This is a genomic window from Streptomyces sp. NPDC019396 (genome assembly GCF_040632375.1).
Lineage (GTDB): Bacteria > Actinomycetota > Actinomycetes > Streptomycetales > Streptomycetaceae > Streptomyces.
Map to the genome: position 1 here is coordinate 371,551 of NZ_JBEYBS010000002.1, position 22,363 is coordinate 393,913.

Sequence of the window (22,363 nt, forward strand, 5' to 3'; positions counted from 1 at the left end):
ACCCTCCCGGGTGAATTGGGTATCGGTTCGCTTACAGACGGCAACTACTCTGCCTGTACGGCAGTCAGTTATTGCAAAACAAAATCCGTGGACGGTCACTCGGCGGTCACACGGACGGCGACACGGCACAGGACCGGCGCGGGCGGCGCAGCAGCCACCGCGCGGCACGGCACAGGACAGCAGAGAGATCTGACGGACCCACGCACTCTCGGGGAGCGGATATGCACATCAGGGGCGACCATGCCGAGCTGGTCGTCGGGGGCCGCCTCGACGTCCGCAGCGCGGCGGACGCCCGTACGGTCCTGCATGCGGCGGTCGACCGCGGAGTCGGCGACCTCGTGCTCGACCTGAGCGATCTCGAATCCTGGGACGCCACCGGCCTCGGGGTCATCATGGGCGCGCACAGACGGGCGGGCCGCTGCGGCCGGCGGCTCGTGCTGCGCGGTGTGCCCCCGCAGATGCAGCGGCTCCTGGTCGCCACCCGGTTGCACCGGATCCTGGCCATCGAGGGCGGAATCGCCGCGGAGTCCCTGCCTCGCGTCTGAGCCGGTCCGGTTTCACGCCACACGCGGAGCGGGGACGCACAATCCTCACTAGACCGTGACCTCCCGGCGTCCTGCGGACGTGGCTGTTCCGCGATAATTTCCGACGGTCTTGGGTTCGACCGGCTGCCGGCGCGCAACCCCTGCGACATGTGCCGTGACCCTTCCGGGGGACGGCGCAAGGCACCGACAGGCACCGAACCGGAAGCGAGCGGAGCACGTGCAGACAGACCGTTAGGGACTTCCGCACGAGACGCCATCTGGGGGGCTTGAACCTTGGACCCGATACACCAGAGGTCGCAGGAGCACGGCGAGCGCACCGGCATTGCCGGCAATGCCGGCAATGCGGACAGCGGCAACGCCGACAGCGCAGCCAACGTCCGCACCGGCGACGGCGACGGCGAAACCGCCGCCCCGCAGCGCCCGCCGCGCGACGCGATCGCCCCCGAGCTCGCCCAGAAGGCACCCGCCCCCGTACGGACCGTCCAGCTCGTCGCCGGCGACCTCCTGCTCACCGTCAATCCCCTCGACGGCAGCGAGATCGAACCCTGCCCACCCGGGGACCAGACATCCCTCTCGGCCGGCTCCCACCGCGCCCCCCGGCGCAGCGACACAGCACGCGAAGAGCAGCGCCACGCCGCGCAGCCCCCGGAGCCCGCGGGACCTCCCGCCCCGGCCGTGCCGCTGCTCGAACGCGACGAACCGCGCGAGCGGCTCGTACGGCTGCTCGGCCGGGGCCGTTCGGTACGGCTCACCGGACCGGCGGGATCCGGCCGGTCCACGCTCATCGACCAGGTCGCCGAGGACTGCGCGAACCTCGCCCCCGACGGCGTCGTCCGTCTCTCCGGCCATGGCCGGACACCCACCGAGCTGCTCCATGAACTCTTCGCCGCGGTCCACGACGCGCCGTTGCGCCGCCCCGACCGGACGCGACTGCTCGAACTGGTCCGCGAGATAGGCGCCGTCGTCGTCATCGACGACCTCGAATTCGGCGGCAGCGCGCTCGACGAACTGCTCGACGCCACCCCCGAATGCGCCTTCCTGGTCGCCGTGACACCCGAGGTCCCCGCGCCCTCGGCCGAATCGGAACTCGAAGAGGTCTTCCTCCCGGGACTCGGCCGCGGCACCGCGCTCGAGCTGCTGGAGCGCATGGTGGAGCGGCCGCTCACCGACGAGGAGGCCAACTGGGCGGGCGACCTCTGGTTCGAGTCAGAAGGAAGGCCGCTGCGATTCGTCCAGGCCGGGGCACTGCTTCGGCAGCGGGACGCACAGCGCGCCCCCGGCCCCGACGTGGACGACACGGACGGCGAGGACGGCGTCAGCGACGACGACAACGTGTTCGCGGCCGTCCACCCCACCCCGCTGCCGGGCCTGGGCGACGCAGCCGCCCCCGCCCCGCTGCTCGCCTCCCGGCTCAGCGAATCCGCGCGCGAGACCCTGCGCTTCGCCGTCGCACTCGGCGGGGAGGTGCCGCACCAGGCCCATCTGCCGGCGCTCGTCGGCGACACCCACGCGGACGCCGCCATCGGTGAACTGAAGCACTGCGGACTGCTGACACCCGTCGGCCCGCGCTACCGGCTGGCGGCGGGCGTCTTCGCCCAGTTGGAGGCCGCGGGTTACGCCGAGGGCGCGGTGGACCGGGCCCGTACCGCGGCACAGCACTACGCCTGGTGGGCCGCCCACCCCTCCGTCGTACCCGACCGGGTGGTGGCCGAAGCCGACGCCATCCTGGTGTCGATGACCCTCCTGGTGCAGCAGGGCGGCGAGGCGGACGCGGCGACGGCGGTGCTCGCCGCCCGCAGCGCTTCACCGGCCTTCGCCGCGGGGCTGCACTGGACAGCGTGGGAGCGGTCCCTGCGGGCCGGCCAGGAAGCGGCCCGTATCGCGGGCGAGATCGCACAAGAGGCGTACTTCCACCATGAGCTGGGCGTGCTCGCCCTCTGCTCGGGCAGCCTGGAGCGGGCACGCGCCGAACTCGAAGCGTCCATCGCGCTGCGCGGCGCGCTCGCCGACAAGAGCGGGACGGTGGCCGGGCGCCGCGCGCTGGCCCTGGTCTCGGACCGCGCCCGCAGTGCCGCGCACACGGCGGACGAGGAAACCCCGGAGCCGCGTGAGGGCGCGTCCGCGTCCCCGAACCGCTCCGTGGCCCTGCTGAAGCCGGGCAAGGGACAGTTGCCGGCGCCGTCGGCGGAGACGCTGGTCACCCACCGGGACCAGGCCCCGTCGGGAGCTGCCGCGGGGCGCCGCACGATTCTGTCCGGTGCCCGCCGCAACGCGCTCGCCGCGGGTGCGGGCGCGCTGCTGGTCGCGGTGCTCGGCACGGCCGTCACCCTGACCGCGGCGTCCGACGGCGACCAGCCCGCGAACCGGGTGACCAACGAGCAGCCGGCCACCGGTGACGGCACAGACGCCACCATCGAGGGGCTGATCGGGGACCAGCCGGCCGGCGACGCCACCCCGAGCCCGAGCGGCACCGACGACGCGGCACAGCCGGCCGATCCCGAGCCGTCGCCGGAGACCGGCGCTGGCGGGGGCGCCTCGCCCGGTCCTACGTCGACACGGGGCGGGGAGCCCTCGTCGTCCGGCGGCGGTACGACCTCGGGCGGCGTTGGCTCGACGTCGGGCGGTGGGCACACGTCCGGGGGTACGTCCGGTTCGCCGTCACCGTCGGCCACGGGCGGCAGCGGTTCGCCCTCGCCGTCCGGTAGCACGTCCGGTTCGCCGTCACCGTCGACCGGTGGCAGCGGTTCGCCCTCGCCGTCGACCGCGGGCACGACATCCGGATCGCAGTCGACGGGCGGCGTGACCACCGGCGGTACGACCGCCGGAACTGCGGACGGGGGCTCGGCCAGCGGCGACACGGGGAGCGACGGGGTGGCCGACGCGGACTCCGCGGAAACCCCGGCCGCGTAGGACGCCGCACAGCTCCCACGGATCGCTCCGCCTGGTCGGCCTGTTGCCAGGCCCTGTTCTCAGAACAGGCGGAGCTTGTCGTCCTCGATGCCGCGCATGGCGTTGTAGTCCAGCACCACGCACCCGATGCCCCGGTCGGTGGCGAGCACCCGGGCCTGGGGCTTGATCTCCTGGGCCGCGAAGACACCGCGGACCGGGGCCAGATGAGGGTCGCGGTTGAGCAGTTCCAGATAGCGCGTCAGCTGCTCGACCCCGTCGATCTCACCGCGCCGCTTGATCTCGACCGCCACGGTGGCGCCGTCCGAGTCACGGCAGAGGATGTCCACCGGGCCGATGGCCGTGGGGTACTCGCGGCGGATCAGGCTGTATCCCTCGCCGAGCGTCTCGATGCGGTCGGCGAGGAGCTCCTGGAGATGCGCTTCCACGCCGTCCTTGATGAGCCCCGGGTCCACACCGAGTTCATGGGACGAGTCATGGAGGATCTCCTCCATGGTGATGATCAGTTTCTCGCCCGTTTTGTTCACCACGGTCCAGACGTGCTCCGAGCCCTCGGAGCCCTCCTTCAACGAGCAGGGAGGGGACATCCAGTTCAGTGGTTTGTACGCGCGGTCGTCGGCGTGGATGGAGACGCTGCCGTCGGCTTTGATCAGGATCAGCCGGGGTGCGGAGGGCAGATGGGCGGTGAGCCGGCCGGCGTAGTCCACGGAGCAGCGGGCGATGACGAGACGCATGGTCGGCAACGCTACTCGACGCACCGGCCCCCGCGCGATTCCGCCCCTGGGCGCCCCGGCCTGCTCCGGTTTCCCCCAGCGGCCCGCCAGCCGGGTCCCGCACCGGCCGTCCCCGGTACGCCGGAGATGTCGCTCCGGTCTTCCTCCGCTTTCGCTCCGGCCGCGCGCGGTCCTCCCTGGGGCCGCCCTCTGGTCTCCCCTGAGTCACGTGCGTGCGAGTCCCTACGGGTCGCCCCTCTTGTCCCCTTACGTTATTGGCCGGTTGTGTTCCCATTCTCCTGGTGCGGACCAGGCGGCACGCCTAACGTGGAAGCAGGAGGTTGTCGGCCGCGCACTCTGCGTCGTCATGATCGGCCACATGCGGTCAATGCCGGTCAGTCCGGTCGGCAGGTCCTCCTGCTTCCCTGCCCGTAAGACCCCGGCCACCCCGGGGTCGCGAGAGGAGAACCCATGTCGCTCGACGTCTCACCGGCGCTGTTGGAACAGGCCGAGCGAGGCGAGGTCGACGAAGCCGTCTTCGTCGACTGCGTCCGGACCTCCCTGCCCTTCGCATGGGAGATGATCAGCTCTCTGGTGGCTCAGCTGAAGGTGGACGGCGGCGACTTCGCCGACAACCAGACGCCGCCGCCGGACGAGCAGGCACGTGGTCAGCTGCTGCGCGCACTCGCGAGTGACGCTATCCGGGGGGCCCTTCAGCGGCACTTCGGGGTACGGCTCGCATTCCAGAACTGCCACCGCGTCGCGGTGTTCCCGCTGGACCCGTCCGTGGATGAGCGGCTTGCCCGCTTCACCTCCGCCCGGGCCCAGCTGCTCAATCAGTCGCCCGAACTGCGCGACTGCTGATGTCTTTTGCTGCCGCTCCGCACCACCAGAACCACCAGAACCACAAGGAACACGGAGACCGCGGAGTCCAATGGATCCACGGGTTCCGGAGCGGCAGCATTCGCCAGAAGGACGGGCTGGCGACGCGGGGAGTGCGGGCCGTATGCGACATACGGCCCGCACCCTCAGACCAGTAGCGGGAGCACCTCGGCGCCCAGCCGTCGCACGTTCTCCTCCGTCGTGGCCAGATCGCCGGAACCCTCGACGAGGAGCGCGAAGCGGCTGATGCCGGTGCGCTCCGCGGTCGCCGCCAGCCGGTCGGCGGCCAGCTTCGGGGTGCCCACGGGGTGCAGCCCGCAGAGCAGTTCGGTGTACGCCACGGGGTCCCGCATGGAGCGCCGGCGCCCGTCAACCGTGACATGGGCGTCGAGACCCTTCTTCAGCCACCCCGGCATGGCCTTCATCAGGGTCTCCTCCGCCTCCTCGCGGCCGTCGGCGATCTGGACCACCCCGGCCGACACATGCCCGGCGCGCGCGATGTGCTCCGGCGTGTGTCCGGCGGCGCGCGCGTGCCTGCGCCACAGTGCGACCATGTCCGCCTTGTCCTCGTCGCCGCAGTGCATGCCGAGGAGCATCGGCAGCCCGCGCTCGGCGGCGAGCCGGACGCTGGCCGGGGACGTACAGGCCACGACGACCTCCGGTCCCTCGGCGCTCCCGCCGTCACCGTCCAGCAGCTCGTCCGGGCGCGGGACGACCGGGACTTCACGGAAGGCGAACCGCTCGCTGCCGGCGCTCACGCGAGGGTCGCGCAGCCAGCGCAGCAGCAGGTCGAGCGACTCGGTGAAGCCCTGCTCGTACGCCTCGAGTCCGGACCCGAACACCTCCAGATCGACCCAGGGACCGCCACGGCCCACGCCGAGCGAGAAGCGTCCTCCGGAGGTGAGATGCAGCAGCGCCGCCTGCTCGCCGAGGGCCACCGGATGGGTGTTGGGCAGTACGCTCACCGCCGTGCCCACCCGGATCCGCTCGGTGCGGCCGAGCAGCAGCGCGGCCAGGGTCACCGCCGACGGGCAGACCCCGTACGGCACGAAGTGGTGCTCGGCGAGCCACACCGAGTCGAGCCCTGCCGCCTCGGCGGCCTCCGCCGACCGCACCGCCCGGTGCAGCGCCTCCCCATGTCCCTGGCCCGGAAACTGGGCCGCCAGTACAAATGCTCCAACGCGCATCGCCTTATGCCTCCTTGCGGCCGACGCGGCATTCCCCCCACACGGGCAATAACGTCTGACACGTGCCAAAGGCACGGCCACGCGAGAAGTTGTTGCGATTTTCCGGTAACTGACCCTTGTGGGTACCGGACCTACCGCGCCGTACGGGGCGCCTACCCACCCGTATGGCCCGTAGGCTGGAAGGGCAACGTCCGGTCTGTCCCATGAGGTGTTACGTGTCCCCGCGCCACAACCGCCCCCGTGGCGGCGAGAAGCCGACTGACCACGCCGGTGACGCAGGTACCCGCTACGGCGGTGTGCAGCAGACCGAGAGCTGGCAGGGCGAGGACTGGTGGGTGCGCCATGTGGCCGGGGCGAGCTCCGTCGGCAAGCGCTACCGCTGCCCCGGGTGCGATCAGGAGATCCCTTCAGGAGTGCCCCATGTGGTGGCCTGGCCGGAGCACGGGGGAGTGGACGACCGCCGTCACTGGCACAAGGCGTGCTGGAACGCGAAGGACCGCCGCACCTCGAGGGTGCGGCGGCCCCGTAACGCGCCTCGGTACTGAGTCCGAGATCCCCTAGGCGTCGCGGTTGTACAGGCTCCAGTAGGCGCCGGCCAGGGCGACGGCGGTCACCCCGAGCATGATCCACAGCGAGTCCCAGCCGTGGGGACCGCCGGGGCCGAGGTCACCGTAGAGCGCCACGATCTGGCTCGGGATGGAGTAGCGCAGCAGCCAGCCCTGGAGGCCCGCCAGCCGCTCGGAGTACATGAACATGGCCGCGACCAGGGGCAGCAGCATCACGCCGACCATGACGGTGATCGCACCGGCCGAGTGGCGGATGATCGTGCCGAGAGCCAGCCCGAGCAGTCCGAGCAGTCCGACATAGGCTCCGACGCCCACCGTCGAGCGCAGCCACTCGCCGGCGTCGGCCGAAGGCGCGTTCACCAGTCCGGACAGAATCGCCCCGGCGAGGGCTGTGGCCAGTGTCGTGATGACGAAGACCAGCGTGAAGAGCACGATCGCCTTGGCGGACAGCACCCGCTCCCGGGTGGGGCAGGCCGTCAGGGTCGTACGGATCATGCCCGTGCCGAACTCGGATGCGATGGTGAGCACGCCCAGGGTGATGACGCAGAGCGAGCCCAGCAGCACACCGAAGAAGCCGAAGCCCAGGGCGGACGCTTCCTCCTCCACACCGCCCTCGTTGCCCACGCCCGAGGCGAGTACACCGATGGCCAGCGCCGAGCCGGTGATCAGCAGGATCATCACGCCGAGCGTCCACACGGTGGAGCGCACGGACCGGATCTTGGTCCACTCGGAGGCGAGGGCGTCACCGAGGTGGGCCCTGCGCACCGGAATGGGCGAGGCGTAGGTGGCGCCCGGCTGCTCGTACGGGGCGGGGGCGGTCATCGGGCGTCCTCGGGCTTGATCGGAGCGGGGGAGTGCCCGGCGGGCGGCGCGGGTGCGGCTGCCGCCGGTGCCTCAGCCGCAGCGGGTGCCGGTGCGGCTGAGGGTGCCGCGGGGGAGGCCGCCGGAGCCGCGGGTGCGCCTGGCGCGGGCTGGGTCATGTACGGGTTCTGTCCGGGCGGTGGCGGGGCGTACCAGCCCTGCTGCGGCACATCCGGAACCACCACCGGCTCCGCGCCCGGGAGATAGCCGGGCGGCTGGAGCTCCATCAGTCCGGCCTTCTGGTCGTCCGTCGAGCGGTAGTCCACGGCGCCCTGCGTCATCCGCATGTACGCCTCCTCCAGCGAGGCCTGGTGCGGTGACAGCTCCCACAGCCGGACGTCCGCCCCGTGCGCCAGGTCGCTGATCGAGGGGAGCGTGAGTCCCATCACCCGCAGCGCGCCGTCCTTCTCCGGCATGACCTGCGCACCGGCCTCGCTGAGCACGGCCGTGAGCTTCTCCCGCTGCTGAGGTTCGGCGTCGGGCGTACGCACCCGGGCGAAGCCGGCCGAATTCGCCGCGATGAAGTCCTTGACGCTCATGTCCGCGAGCAGCTGGCCGCGCCCGATCACGATGAGCCGGTCGGCCGTGAGCGCCATCTCACTCATCAGGTGCGAGGAGACGAAGACCGTGCGCCCCTCGGCCGCCAGCGACTTCATCAGGTTGCGGACCCACAGGATGCCCTCGGGGTCCAGTCCGTTGACGGGCTCGTCGAAGAGCAGCACCTGGGGATCACCGAGCAGGGCAGCGGCGATACCGAGCCGCTGCCCCATGCCGAGTGAGAAGTCGCCGGAACGCCGCTTGGCGACATGCTGGAGGCCGACGACGCCGAGCACCTCGTCCACCCGGCGGGCCGGGATCCCGGCGAGCTGGGCGAGCGACAGCAGATGGCTGCGCGCGCTCCGTCCCCCGTGCACGGCCTTGGCGTCCAGCAGTGCGCCGACCTGCCGGGGCGCGTTCGGCAGCTGCCGGAAGGGATGGCCGCCGATCGTGACCTGGCCGGAAGTGGGCTTGTCCAGGCCGACGATCATGCGCATCGTCGTCGACTTGCCCGAGCCGTTGGGGCCGAGGAAACCGGTCACGGCACCGGGCCGCACCTGGAAGGACAGGTTGTGCACGGCCGTCTTGGCGCCGTAGCGCTTCGTCAGGCCGATCGCCTCGATCATTCTCCAGCCCCATCGACAGGTCAGGTCGTCGGGGCCCGGGCCGGAGCAGGCCGCATGACCCCCGTAAGAGTTAGGAGGATATCCAGCACTTGACGGTTCCGGCCAAGGCTTACGGTTCGGTCACGCGTCGCGTGTCTTCAGTACCGCGTATCCGCCGAGCAGCACCGCCACCACCCACAGCACCATGATGCCGAGGCCGCCCCAGGGCCCGTACGGCGCCGGATCGCTGTTCATCGCGTCAGGCAGCACCTGCATGATCTTGGAGCCGGCCTGGTCGGGGAAGTACTTGGCCACGTCCTTCGCGTACGGCACGACCGTCAGGATCCCGGAGAGCAGGAAGAAGAAGAGCATCAGGATGACGAGCGACAGGACCGAGCTGCGCAGCATCGCTGCCACGCCCATGGAGAAGACCGCCATCAGGGCCATATAGAGTCCGGCGCCCACCACCGCCCGCAGTACGTTCTCCTCGCCGAGGCTTGTGCCGTGCTCGCCCAGGATCGCCTGCCCCAGCCAGAAGGAGAGGAAGCTGGTCGTCAGACCCACCACCAGCGCCAGCGCCCCTGCCACAGCGATCTTGCTGAACAGGAAGGTGGCACGTTGCGGGACCGCCGCGAGCGAGGTGCGGATCATCCCCGAGCTGTACTCGGTGCTCACCACCAGCACACCGAAGGCGACCATCGCGAGCTGCCCGAGCACCATCCCGGAGAAGCTGATCAGCGTGGGGTCGAAGGTGAGCCGCTCGGCATCGGGCAGATCGTCGAAGGTCCCGGCCATCAGCGCGCAGATCCCGGCGCCCAGGGCGACCGTCACCAGGAACGCTGCTGCCAGGGTCCAGGTGGTGGAGGCCACCGTGCGGATCTTGGTCCATTCGGACTGGAGGACGGCGGTTGCCGCTGCCATGGTTCAGGCTCCCTTGTCGCGCGGGCCCCACTGCGGGGCACCGGTTCCCGTTACGGTCGGCTGCGCGTGATACTCCACGGCGCTCGCCGTCATCTGCATGAACGCCTCCTCCAGCGAAGCCCGCTGGGCGCTCAGCTCATGCAGCACGATGCGGTGCTCCGCGGCCAGCTCACCGAGCTTCTCGGCGGCGGCGCCGTCGATCTCCAGCGTGCCGTTGCCCGCCTCGATCGCGGTGAGGCCCTGCTCATGGAGCACATCCCGCAGCTGTTCCTGCTGTGGCGAGCGCATCCGCACAAAGCTCCGGGAGTTCTGCTGAATGAAATCGGCCATCGACGTATCCGCGAGCAGCTTGCCCTGCCCGATGACGATCAGATGGTCCGCGGTGAGGGCCATTTCGCTCATCAGATGCGACGACACGAAGATCGTCCGGCCTTCGGACGCGAGCAGCTTCATCAGATTGCGGATCCAGTGAATTCCCTCGGGATCCAGTCCATTGACGGGCTCGTCGAAGAGCAGCACCCGGGGATCACCGAGCAGCGCCGAGGCGATTCCCAGCCGCTGCCCCATACCCAGGGAGAATCCCTTGGACTTCTTCTTGGCGACCGCGGTCAGACCGACGAGATCGAGGACTTCGGACACCCGGCTGCCCGGGATCCGGTTCGCCTGGGCGAGACAGAGCAGATTGTTGTACGCGGTGCGTCCGCCGTGCATCGCCTTGGCGTCGAGCAGTGCGCCGATGTACTTGAGCGGTTCCTGAAGGTCCCGGTAGTGCTTGCCGTCGATCCGGACTGTCCCACTGGTGGGGTTGTCCAGATCCAGCATCATGCGCATCGTCGTCGACTTCCCCGCCCCGTTGGGCCCGAGGAAGCCGGTGACGACCCCCGGCCGGACCTGGAACGAGAGATGGTCCACGGCGACCTTGGCGCCGAAGCGCTTGGTGAGGCCCTCGATCTCGATCATGCGTTCACGCTAAAGGTGCGCGATGGCATACGCCACCGGGTTTGGCTAACGAAACGGTACGGGTCCCGCCCCCACAATGGCCGGAAAGCGCCTCCGGTGGCTCGCGGGCGCCCTGAGGACGCAAACACCCGTGCCCGGCACCCCCCCTGGGGCGCCGGGCACGGGCGAAACGTACGGCCGGGCGTCAGCGGGTCTGCTGGGCCGGGACGCCGCGCGAGACCGGCTCGTCGTCCGGCGCACCGGTCGCCGCGACGGCCGCACCGGTCAGCGTGGCCAGCATCTCGCGGACGTTGGTCAGCTGGGCGTTGATGGAGTCGCGACGGTTTGTCAGCGCCGCCAGCTCACGCTCCGATTCGCTGCGGATACGGTCGGCCTTCGCATTGGCGTCCGCCACGATGTCCTCGGCCTGCCGCTGCGCGGTCTCCACCGTCTGGCGGGCGCGGCGCTCAGCGTCCGTACGCAGCTTCTCCGCCTCCAGGCGCAGCTGCTCGGCACGGTGCTCGATCTCCGCGAGGCGCTTCTCCGCCTTGGCCTGACGCGACGCCAGGTCACGCTCGGACTGCTCACGGCGCTTCGCGAGGTTCGTCTCGAAGTCCGCGGCGGCCTGGGCGGCCTTCGCACGGGTCTCCTCGAAGAGCGCGTCCGCCTCCTCGCGCTTGGACTGCGCGTCCTTCTGCGCATCGGCGCGCAGCGAGTTGGCCTCGCTCTGGGCCTTCTCGACGATCCTTACGCCCTCGTCCTCGGCCTTCTGCTTGCGCTCGGTTGCGAACGCCTCCGCGTCGTTGCGCACCTGCTGCGCGGCGGACTCGGCGAGCTCCCGGTGCTGCTCGGCGGCGCGGCGGGCCTCCTCACGCAGGTCCTTCGCCTCCTCCTCGGCCAGCCGGAGGATCTTCTCGACACGCGCACCCAGTCCTGCGTAAGACGGTTCCGCGTCATTGACCTGGGACTGGGCATTCTGCGTCTCGAGGTGCAGCTCCTCGATGCGCTTTTCCAGAGAGGTGATCCGCGCGAGAGCGCTGTCACGATCGGCGACGAGTTTGGTAATGCGGTCGTCCACCTGACCGCGGTCGTACCCACGCCGCACGAGCTCGAAGCCGAAGGGGGAGGATGTGTCGCTCATGGGGTTCCTGTCGAATGAGACCGGTGAGGTGTTAGAGGGAATCCTAGGGGCCCGAGCGGCGTGTCACCGGGCAGATGCCCGTTTGGTATGGAGAATGTCCAGCCTTTTGAGTGGATACTGCCTTGACCGGGAGGGTTCGCCGGTGCGCGCGGAGTCCAGTGCGTGAGATCCCTGCCGGCTCCCGGGGACCGCGGCCTGATCCGCCCAGGCCGCAGGGCCGCCGCAAGGCGGTGGAGGCACACCGACCGAAGGCCGAAGGGGCGCCGCGTCAGCGAGGACCGGCCGCGCCGCCACGTCGCAGGGTGCGGTCGGGCAGTGCCCGGAGAGACGCGGTGGGGCTGCGCGACCAGCCACGAAGGACTTCCCTGGACTGTGCCCGGGAAACCCCGGGCACCACCGGGCTTCCAGCGGCGGCCCCGTGCGTCCGGCGCCGTCCGCTGATCCTCGCAGACCGCCGGGAAGGGACCCGGGCCGTGTTGGAGAACTGGCGCCGTCCGCCCGGAGGGCGGGGCTCGCGGAGTCTGGTGCGTGCCATCGCAATGCGGTGGGGGGTGCCCCGACCGAAGGTCGGGGGGACTTGTCCTCGTACTGGGCGTACGTGGACGATCCCGACAGCGCAGCGAGGTGCGTGCCGGGGGCCCTTCCGGGCGAAGTTCTGGGGGAGTCGCGAGCCAGGCGGGAGTTCTAGAACCGGCCTAAGGCTGTCCCGTAACCCCCGGCGGGCTCACGACGACAGCTACGGCACCTCGCTGCGTTGTCGAATCGCCCGAATACGCCCAGTATGAGGACGACCCTCCGCCTTGCGATGCACCGCATCTGACGCCGTGCGCTGATCCACCGGGGATTACGGGACAGCCCTTAGCTCTCGGAGGACTTCCCGTTCGCACGCGTGCCCCCTGCGGACGCACCCGCCTTGACCCCGCCGTCCTTCCCCCCGGTCGGTGTCTCGAACGACTCCAGCGCCTCGAGCACGTCCTGCACCCGGGAGATCTCGGCCTGGATGTCCTCGCGCCGGCGCACCAGGACTTCGAGCTCCCGCTTGCCGTCCCCGACCAGACGGTCGGCCTCGCGGTCGGCCTCGGCCTTGACGGCCTCGGCTGCGCGGACCAGCTCCGCCTTCTTCTGCTCGGCCTCCTTGAGCAGCGCCTCGGCCTTCTTCACCGCGGCGATCCGCACCTTGCCGGCCTCTGAATTGGCTTCCGAGACCAGCTCCTTGGACTTCGCCGCGGCCTCTTCCTGCTGCTCGATCGCGGCCTTGACCAGCTGGTCGGCCCGCTCGCCCGCGGCCTTCAGCTGCTCGGCGGCCTCCCTGCGGGCCCGCTCGTGCAGCTCCTCGACCTCGCCCTCGACACGGGTACGGAGCTCCTCCGCACGCTCCCGGACGGCGGTCGCGTCGCGTCGGGCACCCACGAGCAGTTCGTCGGCGTCCGTACGGGACTTCTCCACCAGCCCGTTGCCCTCGACCCTGGCGGCGGCCACCAGCCGGTCGGCCTCCTTGCGGGCGGCGCCCACCATGGTGTCGGCCTGCTCCTCGGCCTCGGTGGTGGCGCGCAGCGCCTCCTCCTGGGCCTTGCCGATGAGCTGGTCGGCCTGCTCGGCGGCGTCCGCGCGGCGCTTCGCCGCGTCCGCGCGCGCCTCGTCGAGGCTGCGTTCCGCGTCCTCCCGGGCCTTCGCCCGCAGCTGCTCGGCCGCGTTCTCGGCCTCCGCGTGCAGTCGCTTCGCCTCCGCCCGGACACGGTCGGCGGCCTGCTGGGCCGAGCCCACTGCCTCCGCCGCCTCGGCCCGGATCCGCTCCGCCTCCGCGGTCGCCTCGGCGATGAGCTGGTCGGCCTGTTCGGCCGCCGCGGTACGGCGCTTGTCCGCGGCCTTGCGGGCCTCGTCCAGCACCTTCTCCCCGTCCGCCCGGGCCGCGGCGCGCAGCTCCTCGGCCTGCGCCTCGCCCTCGGCCTTGGCCTGCTCCGCCTCGCTGCGCAGCCGTACCGCGTCCTCCTCGGAGACCGACAGCAGCTCGGCGGCCTCGGTGGTGAGCCGGTCGGCCTCGCTCGTCGCCTCGCCGATCAGACGGTCGGCCTGGGCTGCGGCCTCGGAGCGGATGCGGTTGGCGTCCTCGCGGGCATCGGCGCGCGTCCGCGAGGCGTCCTGCTCGGCCGATGCCAGCGCGTCCGACGCCTCCGTACGCATCCGCTGGGCGTACTCCGAGGTGTCCGCGCGCAGCCGGTCGCTCTCCGCGATCGCGTCGGCCATGGTCCGCTCGGCGAGTGCCGTCGCGGCCTCCGCCTCCTCTTGGGCACGGGTCCGGATGCGGTTGGCGTCCTCGGTGGCCCGCTCCCGCTCCGCGTACGCGTCGGCGCGGACCCGGTCCGCCTCTTCCTGCGCCTCGGTCCGCGTACGCTCGGCCGCGTGCTCGGCTGCGCTGCGCAGCCCCGTGATCTCCTGCTCGGCCTGCTCCTGGAGACCGGACACGGAATCCCGTACCTGCTGAGCGGTCTGCTCGGCCGCCGTGACCATCTCGGTGGCCCGCCGGTCCGCGTCCTCGACCAGCCGCTGCGCCTCGGCCTGTGCCTCCTCGACCCGCTTGCGGGCGGCGGCGAGCAGCTCCTCGCTCTGCTCGCGGGCCAGCTCACGCTCCTGGTCCGCCTCGGAACGGGCCGCGGAGAGGATCTCCTCGGCCTCCCTGCGGCGCCGGGACGCCTCCTCCTGCGCCGCGGCCAGCGCCTCCGTGGCCTCCTGACCGACGCGCTCGGCGGCGGCAGCCGCCTCGGTCCGCAGCCGGTCGGCGGTCTCCTGCGCCTCCGTCGTCAGCCGCTCGGCCTCGGTGACGGCCTCGGTGCGCAGCCGCACCGCCACCGACTCGCCTTCGGCACGCGAAGCGGACGCGTCGGACGCGGCCTCGTCACGCAGCCGTTCGGCCTCCTGCTCCGCCTGCTCCTGGAGCGTCCGGATCCGCTCGGCGGCCTCGGTGCGCAGCCGCTCCGACTCCTCCGCCGTCTCCCGGCGCAGCTGCTCGGCCTCCACACGGGCCTCGGACAGCGCCTGCTCGGCCGCGTCGCTGCGGGTCTGCGCCTCGGAGTGCAGCCGGGTCAGCTCCTCGTCCGCCTCCCGGCGGCGGGCGACCGCGGCACGCGCCGCTTCCTCGCGTACCTCGGCCGCGGCGCGCTCGGCCGCGGCCTTCATCTCGTCGGCCTGCTCCTCGGCCTCCGTGCGCAGCCGGTCCGCCTCCGCGCGAGTGCGCTCCAGCGTCTCCTCCGCCTGCCGGCGCAGGGTCGTGGCGCGCTCGATGGCCTCCGTACGGACCCGCTCGCTGTCCGTCGTCGCCCCGGAGCGCAACTCGTCAGCGTCCGCCTTCGCCTTGGTCAGCAGCTCCTCCGCCGACCTGGCCGCCTCCTCGATCTGCTGGACGGCGTCGCGTCGCGCCTCGCCGCGGATCTGCTCGCCCTCGGCGACCGCCTCCGACCGCAGCTGCTCGGCCTCGCCGCGCAGCCGCCGCGCCTCCTCCTGGAGCTCGACCGTCTTGGCGCGGTACTCCTTGGTGTCGTCCTTCGCGGCGCCCTTGAGCTCCTCGACGGTGTCGTTGGCCTCGTTGCGCAGCCGTTCGGCCTCGGACTCCGCCTCCCGGCGGATCCGCTCGGCCTCCTCCGCGGCCTTGCGCGTGGTCGCCTTGGCCTCCTCGGAGGCCTTGTTCAGGACCTCCTCGGCGGTACGGGCGGCCTTCGCGAGCTGGGCCGCCGAGTCCTCGGCGGCGACGGTGCGTGCCTTGTCGGATGCCTCGGCGAGGACCTTCTCCGCCTCCGCGCGGGCGTCCGCGAGGGCCTGCTCGGCGTCGCTCCTGAGGGCCTCGGCCTCCTTGGTGGCCTCGGCCACCAGTCGGGCGACCTCCGACTTGGCCGTACGGGTCCGCTGCTCGCTGGCCGACTCGGCGCTCGCCAGCGACTTGGCCGCCGACTCCCTGGCCTGCGCGACGAGCTTCTCACTCTCGGCGCGCGCCTCGCGCAGCTTCTCCTCGGCCTCCTGCATCCGCTGCTCGGCCGCCCGGCCGAGCTCGGTGGCCTGCTGGCGGACCTGGTCCGACTCGGCCGAGCTGGACGAGCGCAGCCGCTCGGCGTGGCTGGTGGCCTCCTGGGCCTGCGTGGAGGCGGCGTTCAGCAGCCGCTCGGCGTCCTTGCGGGCCCGTAGCAGGATCGCCTCGGCCTCGCCGCGGGCCGTATCGGCCTGGGCCGAGATCCGCTGCCGGGTCTCCTCGGCGACCCGGGTGGCCTCGGTGCGCGCGGCGGCCAGCTTCTGTTCGGCCTCGGCGCGGGACTCGTCGAGCAGCCGGCGGGCCTGGGCCTCGCTGCGGGCTCGCAGCTGCTCGGCCCACGCCACGTTCTCGTTGACATGCGCCTCGACGGTCTGACGGCGCTCGGCCAGTTCCTGGTCAAGACGCTGGCGGCGCTGGTTGGCCTCGGCGTGCAGCTCGGCCTGGAGCCGTGCCTGGTGCTCGGCGTGCTCCTGGAGGATTCGCTGGGTCTGCGCCCGGGCGTCCCTCAGCTCCCGCTCGGCGTCGGAGCGCAGCTGGTCGGCCTGGATCTGGGCGTTACGGAGGAGCTGCTCGGCCTGGTAGCCCATGTCCGCGCTGTCGTACGCGGGGCGCGTGGCGAGCGTGCGGCGCGCCTCGTGCAGCTTGGCCCGGAGCACCTCGACCTGGTAACCGAGGTCCTCGGCGTGCTGGACGGCCTTCTCCCGCTCGGTCCGCAGCCGCTCCATCTCGGCTTCGAACCGCGAGAGATGGTCGTCGTCAGCTCGGTGGCTCTCCTGGCGTTCGTAGCCCCGCACTGCGCCGTCCCATCCGTCCCCTGGTCGCAACTCTGTACAGACGAGCACCGTTCCCCGGCGAACGGCCCCCCGGGGACATGGTGGCAGATCGAACATCGCCCTCGGACAGCGCTGTGGCGCGGCTCCGATCCGGCCCCGGCCCGGAGCCGCCCACTCTACCGGGCCGGGAATCCAGAGGTCAGTGCTCCGCCGATGACGGGTCGGCCGAGGTGACGAGTTCGGTCAGGACTCCATGGCAGTCCTTGGGGTGCAGGAAGGTGATACGGGATCCCATCGAGCCGATGCGCGGCTCGTCGTACAGCACGCGTACGCCCTTGCTCCGGATGTCACCGGCGGCACCGTCCACGTCCGCGGTGCCGAAGGCGATGTGGTGCACACCCTCGCCGTTCTTGGCCAGCCACTTCCCGACCGCGGAGTCCTCCCGGGTGGGCTCGAGGAGCTGGAGGTACGAAGCTCCGCCGTCCGAGGTCTCGTTGATCTTGAGCATGGCCTCGCGGACGCCCTGCTCCTCGTTGACCTCGGTGTGGAAGACCTCGAAACCGTAGGTGGCCTTGTAGAACTCAACGGTCTTGTCGAGGTCGAAACAGGCGATCCCGATGTGGTCGATTCGCGTCAGCATGGCTCCAGTGGAGCGCCCGTGTGATGGTTACGCAACGTGCGCGCCATCACACCGGCTGGCCGGTGACCGGGATGCGAACCCCTCAGTACAGTTCAAGTAAACCCTCGTTCACTCCTCAGCCGCCGCGCTGGAAGGGGATCCCCATCTCATGTCTGGTACGAACAGCACCACCTCCGTGATCGTCGCCGGCGCCCGTACCCCCATGGGGCGGTTGCTCGGTTCCCTCAAGTCCTTTTCCGGCGCCGATCTGGGCGGTTTCGCGATCAAGGCGGCGCTGGACCGGGCCGGGATCGGCGGCGACCAGGTCCAGTACGTGATCATGGGCCAGGTGCTCCAGGCGGGCGCGGGCCAGATCCCGGCCCGTCAGGCGGCCGTCAAGGCCGGCATCCCGATGAACGTCCCGGCGCTCACCATCAACAAGGTGTGTCTGTCCGGACTCGACGCGATCGCCCTCGCCGACCAGCTGATCCGCTCCGGTGAGTTCGACGTGATCGTCGCCGGTGGCCAGGAGTCCATGACCAACGCCCCGCACCTGCTGCCGAAGTCCCGCGAGGGCTTCAAGTACGGCGCGGTCGAGATGCTCGACGCGATGGCGCACGACGGCCTCACCGACGCCTTCGAGGGCATCGCGATGGGCGAGTCCACGGAGAAGCACAACACCCGCCTCGGCCTCGCCCGTCCCGAGCAGGACGAGGTCGCCGCGCAGTCCCACCAGCGGGCCGCCGCCGCGCAGAAGAACGGTCTCTTCGAGGCCGAGATCACCCCGGTGGAGATCCCGCAGCGCAAGGGCGAGCCGGTGCTCTTCAGCAAGGACGAGGGCATCCGCGCCGAGACGACCGTGGAGTCCCTCGGCAAGCTGCGCCCCGCCTTCGCCAAGGACGGCACGATCACCGCGGGCACCTCCTCGCAGATCTCCGACGGCGCCGCGGCGGTCGTGGTGATGAGCAAGGCGAAGGCCCAGGAGCTCGGCCTCGAGTGGATCGCCGAGATCGGCGCCCACGGCAATGTGGCTGGTCCGGACAACTCGCTCCAGTCCCAGCCGTCCAACGCGATCAAGCACGCGCTGAAGAAGGACGGCCTGGAGGTCTCCGACCTCGATCTGATCGAGATCAACGAGGCGTTCGCCGCGGTCTCCGTGCAGTCGATGAAGGACCTCGGGGTTTCCCCGGAAAAGGTGAACGTCAACGGCGGCGCGATCGCGCTCGGCCACCCGATCGGCATGTCCGGCGCCCGGATCGTGCTCCACCTGGCCCTGGAGCTGAAGCGGCGTGGCGGCGGTGTCGGTGCGGCGGCGCTGTGCGGTGGCGGCGGTCAGGGCGACGCGCTGATCGTCCGCGTCCCGGCCAAGTGACCGTCGAGTCGGCCACGTAACCATCGGGTCATCGAGATCATCGAGTCCCAACCGTCGAACGGAGCAGCGTGATGGTGGACGTCCCCGAGCTGGTCGCCCAGGCGAGGGAAGGCCGGCCGCGGGCCGTGGCCCGGCTGATCTCCCTCGTCGAGGGAGCGGCCCCCCAGCTCCGCGAGGTCATGGCGGAGCTCGCTCCCCTGACCGGCGGCGCGTATGTGGTGGGGCTGACCGGTTCGCCCGGTGTCGGCAAGTCGACGTCCACCTCCGCGCTGGTGACGGCGTACCGGAAGGCGGGGAAGCGGGTCGGCGTGCTCGCCGTCGACCCGTCGTCGCCGTTCAGCGGCGGAGCGCTGCTGGGCGACCGGGTCCGGATGTCGGATCACGCCTCGGACCCGGGCGTCTACATCCGTTCGATGGCCACCCGCGGCCATCTCGGCGGCCTTGCGTGGGCCGCACCGCAGGCGATCCGGGTGCTGGACGCCGCGGGCTGCGATGTCGTCCTGGTCGAGACCGTCGGCGTCGGCCAGTCGGAGGTGGAGATCGCGTCGCAGGCCGACACGTCGGTGGTCCTGCTCGCGCCCGGCATGGGCGACGGGATCCAGGCGGCGAAGGCGGGCATCCTGGAGATCGGCGATGTCTACGTCGTCAACAAGGCGGACCGTGACGGCGCCGACGCCACCGCCCGCGAGCTCAACCACATGCTCGGCCTCGGCGAATCGAGGGCTCCGGGCGACTGGCGGCCACCGATCGTGAAGACGGTCGCTGCGCGGGCCGAAGGCATCGACGAGCTCGTCGAGGCCCTTGAGAAGCACCGTGCCTGGATGGAGGAGCACGGCGTCCTCGCCGAGCGCCGCACCCGCCGCGCGGCCCACGAGGTCGAGACCATCGCCGTCACCCGTCTCCGTGAACGCATCGGCGACCTGCATGGCGACCGCCGCCTGGAAACCCTGGCCGCCCGCATCGTCGCAGGCGAGACGGACCCGTACGCGGCGGCGGACGAGCTGGTCGCCGGACTGATCGACTCCTAGGCCGGGAAGTGCTTCTGAGCCCGGGCCGGACTGCGGGGCCCGGGCGCGGCCTGGCTAGACCTTGCCGCGGCGCCCGCGCAGGTGTTCCGCGACCGGTGTCAGTGACGCCCGGAGGTCGGCCAGGGCCTCGGGCGACAGCAGGTCGATGAAGTGCTGGCGGACGGACTCGACGTGGTGCGGGGCCACCTTGCGCATGGTTTCCATGCCGTGGTCGGTGAGCACGGCGAACAGCCCGCGCCGGTCGGACTCGCAGTTCTCCCTGCGGACCAGGCCCGCGTTCTCCATGCGGGTGATCTGGTGGGAGAGCCGGCTCTTGGACTGGAGCGTGGCCGAGGCCAGGTCACTCATCCGCATGCGCAGGTCCGCCGACTCCGAGAGGTTCACGAGGATCTCGTAGTCGTTGATGGTCAGGCCGAACGGCTGAAGGTCCCTCTCCAGCTGGTAGGTCAACAGCCTGGTGACATCCAGGTAGGTGCGCCAGGCGCACTGCTCCGCGTCGGTCAGCCAGCGGGTGGCAGTTTCGGTCTCCATATATGCATACTACCCTAAGAAGTTGAAATCCGTACGAAGTCTGGGAGTGTGACCTCGGGCACCCGGGTCCCCCGAACACGGGTGCGGACGTTCGACGTCACACTCCGCAGACTACCGCTCACAGTCCGAAGCGCCGCTGGAGGTCCCCAAGCTGGCCGGGAAGGCGCGGCGACGAACCGTGGTGGCCAGACGCCCCATGGCCCCCACCGGGCACACCGTCGGCGTAGGGAACCGTGCCGGTGGCTTGTTCCGGCATCAGGGCCTCCGACGACTGGAGCAGCACCGTGCCCGCGCCGACGAACTCGAACTGGTGCTCCTCGCCCGACACCCCGCCGATCCCGGTCAGTTGCCGCAGCCCGCCCATGACCCCGCTCATGTAGCCGTGGTCGTAGTGATGGCAGGGGGACGGGCAGTCCGCCCAGCCCACCAGTGCCTGCGGGTCCACCCGGATGGGCGGCTCCACGAACATCACGGGACCGTTCGACGCGGCGACGAACTTGCCGGTGCCGATCAGGGTCAGGAAGCCCGGCACGATCGACTGCTTGAGCGCGAGCGAGGGCTGGTACGCCAGCAGGTTCCCGGACCGGATGGTCAGATTGCCCTCGTCGAGATCGAAGGAGTTGACGTCGAACGCTCGGTCCGCGAGCAGCATCTTGCCGCTGCCCTCGGCCACCACCCAGTCGCTCGCGTGCAACGGCGAGTGGAAGCTGGTCCGCATCAGCCGGTCCAGCCTGCCGCGGCCGATCCCGTTGAACTCGATCTGCCCGTAGTAGGCGATCATCTTGCCCTTCTGGAGGAACCACTGGGAGCTCTTGAGCTCCACGCAGAAGGTGTACGCGTTGACGTTGTCATCGCTCGGCAGGGTCATCGGGTCGAAGATGACAGGGGCGCTCACAGCTTCTCCTCCGACGCCTGGACGTAGACCACACCGTTGCCGCTCAGCTCCAGCTGGAAGGCCTCACCCGAGCCGCGCCCCACCATGTCGCGCCAGCCCAGCGCGGTGGAGAGCTTGTTGCGCACATCGCCGTGGTGGGCGACATACGCCTGCGGGTCGACATGGACGGGGCGGCTGGGGGTGATCGGCAGTTCGATCACCCCGCCGTGCGCCATCACCGCGACCGCGCCATGGCCCTTCAGGGTCGTGGTGAACAGCCCCTGCCCCGTGACCTGGCCGCGGACCATGCCCATGACCCCGCCCTGCGAGCCCATGAACATCGTGCCCTGCTGGAGGGTGCCGTCGAAGGCGAGCAGCCGGTCGGCCTCCACGTACAGGGTGTCCCCGGTCAGGCCGATCACCTGCACGTGATGCCCGCCGTGGCCGAACATCACGGTCCCCGATCCCTCGACCGTCATCAGCGGGGTCGCCTCGTCGGCCACCCGCCGCCCGATCATCGACATCAGGCCACCCTGGCCGCCGGCGATGTTCGGAGTGAACGACACCTGGCCCTTGTACGCGAGCATCGCGCCGCGCTGGCTGTACATCTTCTGGCCGGGGACGATCGTCGCCTCGACCATCTTGGAGTTGATCTCGCGGAACGGCATCAGACGTCCCCTCCGATGGTGTTCCGCTCGCTCGGCTGCACGTACACGAGCCCGTCGCCCTCGAACCGGATCTGGAACGCCTCGCCGCCGCCCTCGCCCAGCAGGGTGCGGAAGGTGACCCCCGACTGGAAGCTCTGCCGTACGTTGCCCTGGTGGGCGATGTACGCGCCGGGGTCGACGGACAGCGGGTACTGCGGGCTCACCCTCAGCACCACCGCCGGACCGTCCGACATGATCGCGGCCTGGCCCGTGCCCTCGACGGTGGTCGTGAACAGCCCGTTCCCGGTCGCGCCGCCGCGGATCCCGGTGAAGCTGGTGCCGGTGCGCAGCCCACCGTCCGTGCAGAGCAGATTGCTCGACTCGACATACAGCTTGTCGCCGTGCAGCGAGACGAGATTGATCTCGGACGCGCGGTCGGCGAAGTAGCAGGTGCCCTGGCCCTTCACCTCCATCATCGTCATCTGCTCGCCGGTGAGCCGGCGGGTCACCATGCCGCGGATGCCCTCACCGCCGCCGGACAGTTTCTTGAAGGCCATCTGGCCGTCGTACGCGACCATCGACCCGTTCTTGGCCTTGACGGCGTCCCCGGTCATGTCGACGGCCAGCACCTTGCTGCCTTGAAGTCGGAACATTGCCACGGGGTGAAGGTACTCGGCGGGGTACGTTCCCGGACAGG

Annotated in this window: 19 protein-coding genes; 6 read left to right on the top strand and 13 right to left on the bottom strand. The window is 70.9% G+C overall.

Annotated elements, in window-relative coordinates; translation table 11 throughout:
* Positions 1-221: 221 nt before the first annotated feature.
* Together ABZ532_RS03725 and ABZ532_RS03730 are read left to right on the top strand one after the other, a co-directional pair.
* Positions 222-545: an STAS domain-containing protein gene (locus tag ABZ532_RS03725; protein ID WP_361279307.1), complete on the top strand. Its 324-nt coding sequence runs from the start codon at positions 222-224 to the stop codon at positions 543-545.
* Between the two features lie 435 nt (positions 546-980).
* Entirely contained in the window at positions 981-3,455 is a 2,475-nt protein-coding gene (locus ABZ532_RS03730) for an ATP-binding protein (protein WP_361279447.1), read from the top strand.
* A gap of 59 nt (positions 3,456-3,514) precedes the next feature.
* Here ABZ532_RS03730 and nucS read toward each other — a convergent pair whose 3' ends face one another.
* The gene (nucS, locus tag ABZ532_RS03735; protein WP_361279309.1) at positions 3,515-4,186 is read right to left on the bottom strand and encodes an endonuclease NucS; all 672 of its coding nucleotides are present in this window, start codon (positions 4,184-4,186) and stop codon (positions 3,515-3,517) included.
* Between the two features lie 450 nt (positions 4,187-4,636).
* Here nucS and ABZ532_RS03740 point away from each other — a divergent pair, with 450 nt between their 5' ends.
* Positions 4,637-5,029 carry an SCO5389 family protein gene (locus ABZ532_RS03740; protein ID WP_361279311.1) on the top strand — a complete coding sequence of 131 codons (393 nt, stop codon included), beginning with the start codon at positions 4,637-4,639 and terminating at the stop codon, positions 5,027-5,029.
* Between the two features lie 164 nt (positions 5,030-5,193).
* On the opposite strand, the gene ABZ532_RS03745 is transcribed toward ABZ532_RS03740, so the two are convergent.
* Positions 5,194-6,234 carry an LLM class flavin-dependent oxidoreductase gene (locus ABZ532_RS03745; RefSeq protein WP_361279313.1) on the bottom strand — a complete coding sequence of 347 codons (1,041 nt, stop codon included), beginning with the start codon at positions 6,232-6,234 and terminating at the stop codon, positions 5,194-5,196.
* Positions 6,235-6,449: 215 nt separating this feature from the next.
* Here ABZ532_RS03745 and ABZ532_RS03750 point away from each other — a divergent pair, with 215 nt between their 5' ends.
* Complete coding sequence (locus tag ABZ532_RS03750) at positions 6,450-6,779, top strand: ATP/GTP-binding protein (RefSeq protein ID WP_361279448.1); 330 nt, start codon at positions 6,450-6,452, stop codon at positions 6,777-6,779.
* A 12-nt stretch (positions 6,780-6,791) separates the two neighbouring features.
* On the opposite strand, the gene ABZ532_RS03755 is transcribed toward ABZ532_RS03750, so the two are convergent.
* From ABZ532_RS03755 to mce, 7 genes are all read right to left on the bottom strand, one after another.
* Complete coding sequence (locus tag ABZ532_RS03755) at positions 6,792-7,622, bottom strand: ABC transporter permease subunit (protein WP_361279316.1); 831 nt, start codon at positions 7,620-7,622, stop codon at positions 6,792-6,794.
* Positions 7,619-8,824, bottom strand: coding sequence for an ABC transporter ATP-binding protein (locus tag ABZ532_RS03760; RefSeq protein WP_361279318.1), 1,206 nt, complete (start codon positions 8,822-8,824; stop codon positions 7,619-7,621). Before ABZ532_RS03760 ends, ABZ532_RS03755 begins: the two co-directional genes overlap by 4 nt.
* 120 nt (positions 8,825-8,944) lie before the next feature.
* Positions 8,945-9,724, bottom strand: a complete 780-nt coding sequence (locus ABZ532_RS03765; protein ID WP_361279320.1) for an ABC transporter permease — start codon at positions 9,722-9,724, stop codon at positions 8,945-8,947.
* Between the two features lie 3 nt (positions 9,725-9,727).
* Positions 9,728-10,684: an ATP-binding cassette domain-containing protein gene (locus ABZ532_RS03770; protein ID WP_361279323.1), complete on the bottom strand. Its 957-nt coding sequence runs from the start codon at positions 10,682-10,684 to the stop codon at positions 9,728-9,730.
* A 184-nt stretch (positions 10,685-10,868) separates the two neighbouring features.
* Positions 10,869-11,804, bottom strand: a complete 936-nt coding sequence (locus ABZ532_RS03775) for a cellulose-binding protein (protein ID WP_361279325.1) — start codon at positions 11,802-11,804, stop codon at positions 10,869-10,871.
* 858 nt (positions 11,805-12,662) lie between these two features.
* Entirely contained in the window at positions 12,663-16,616 is a 3,954-nt protein-coding gene (gene scy / locus ABZ532_RS03780; protein WP_361279327.1) for a polarized growth protein Scy, read from the bottom strand.
* Positions 16,617-16,794: 178 nt separating this feature from the next.
* Positions 16,795-17,235, bottom strand: coding sequence for a methylmalonyl-CoA epimerase (mce, locus tag ABZ532_RS03785; protein ID WP_361279329.1), 441 nt, complete (start codon positions 17,233-17,235; stop codon positions 16,795-16,797).
* Between the two features lie 148 nt (positions 17,236-17,383).
* Between mce and ABZ532_RS03790 the strand changes: the two genes are divergently transcribed.
* Positions 17,384-18,586 carry an acetyl-CoA C-acetyltransferase gene (locus ABZ532_RS03790; protein ID WP_361279331.1) on the top strand — a complete coding sequence of 401 codons (1,203 nt, stop codon included), beginning with the start codon at positions 17,384-17,386 and terminating at the stop codon, positions 18,584-18,586.
* A gap of 71 nt (positions 18,587-18,657) precedes the next feature.
* Positions 18,658-19,614 (top strand): methylmalonyl Co-A mutase-associated GTPase MeaB, encoded by a 957-nt coding sequence (meaB, locus tag ABZ532_RS03795; RefSeq protein WP_361279333.1) that lies wholly within the window; start codon positions 18,658-18,660, stop codon positions 19,612-19,614.
* Positions 19,615-19,668: 54 nt separating this feature from the next.
* Here meaB and ABZ532_RS03800 read toward each other — a convergent pair whose 3' ends face one another.
* The 4 genes from ABZ532_RS03800 to ABZ532_RS03815 all read right to left on the bottom strand — a co-directional run bounded on the left by ABZ532_RS03800 (position 19,669) and on the right by ABZ532_RS03815 (position 22,319).
* Positions 19,669-20,145, bottom strand: a complete 477-nt coding sequence (locus ABZ532_RS03800; RefSeq protein ID WP_361279335.1) for a MarR family transcriptional regulator — start codon at positions 20,143-20,145, stop codon at positions 19,669-19,671.
* Between the two features lie 118 nt (positions 20,146-20,263).
* Entirely contained in the window at positions 20,264-21,040 is a 777-nt protein-coding gene (locus ABZ532_RS03805; RefSeq protein ID WP_361279337.1) for an AIM24 family protein, read from the bottom strand.
* On the bottom strand, positions 21,037-21,687 hold the full coding sequence (locus ABZ532_RS03810) for an AIM24 family protein (RefSeq protein WP_361279339.1): 651 nt from the start codon (positions 21,685-21,687) through the stop codon (positions 21,037-21,039). Before ABZ532_RS03810 ends, ABZ532_RS03805 begins: the two co-directional genes overlap by 4 nt.
* Positions 21,687-22,319: an AIM24 family protein gene (locus ABZ532_RS03815; RefSeq protein WP_361279449.1), complete on the bottom strand. Its 633-nt coding sequence runs from the start codon at positions 22,317-22,319 to the stop codon at positions 21,687-21,689. Before ABZ532_RS03815 ends, ABZ532_RS03810 begins: the two co-directional genes overlap by 1 nt.
* Positions 22,320-22,363 lie beyond the last annotated feature (44 nt).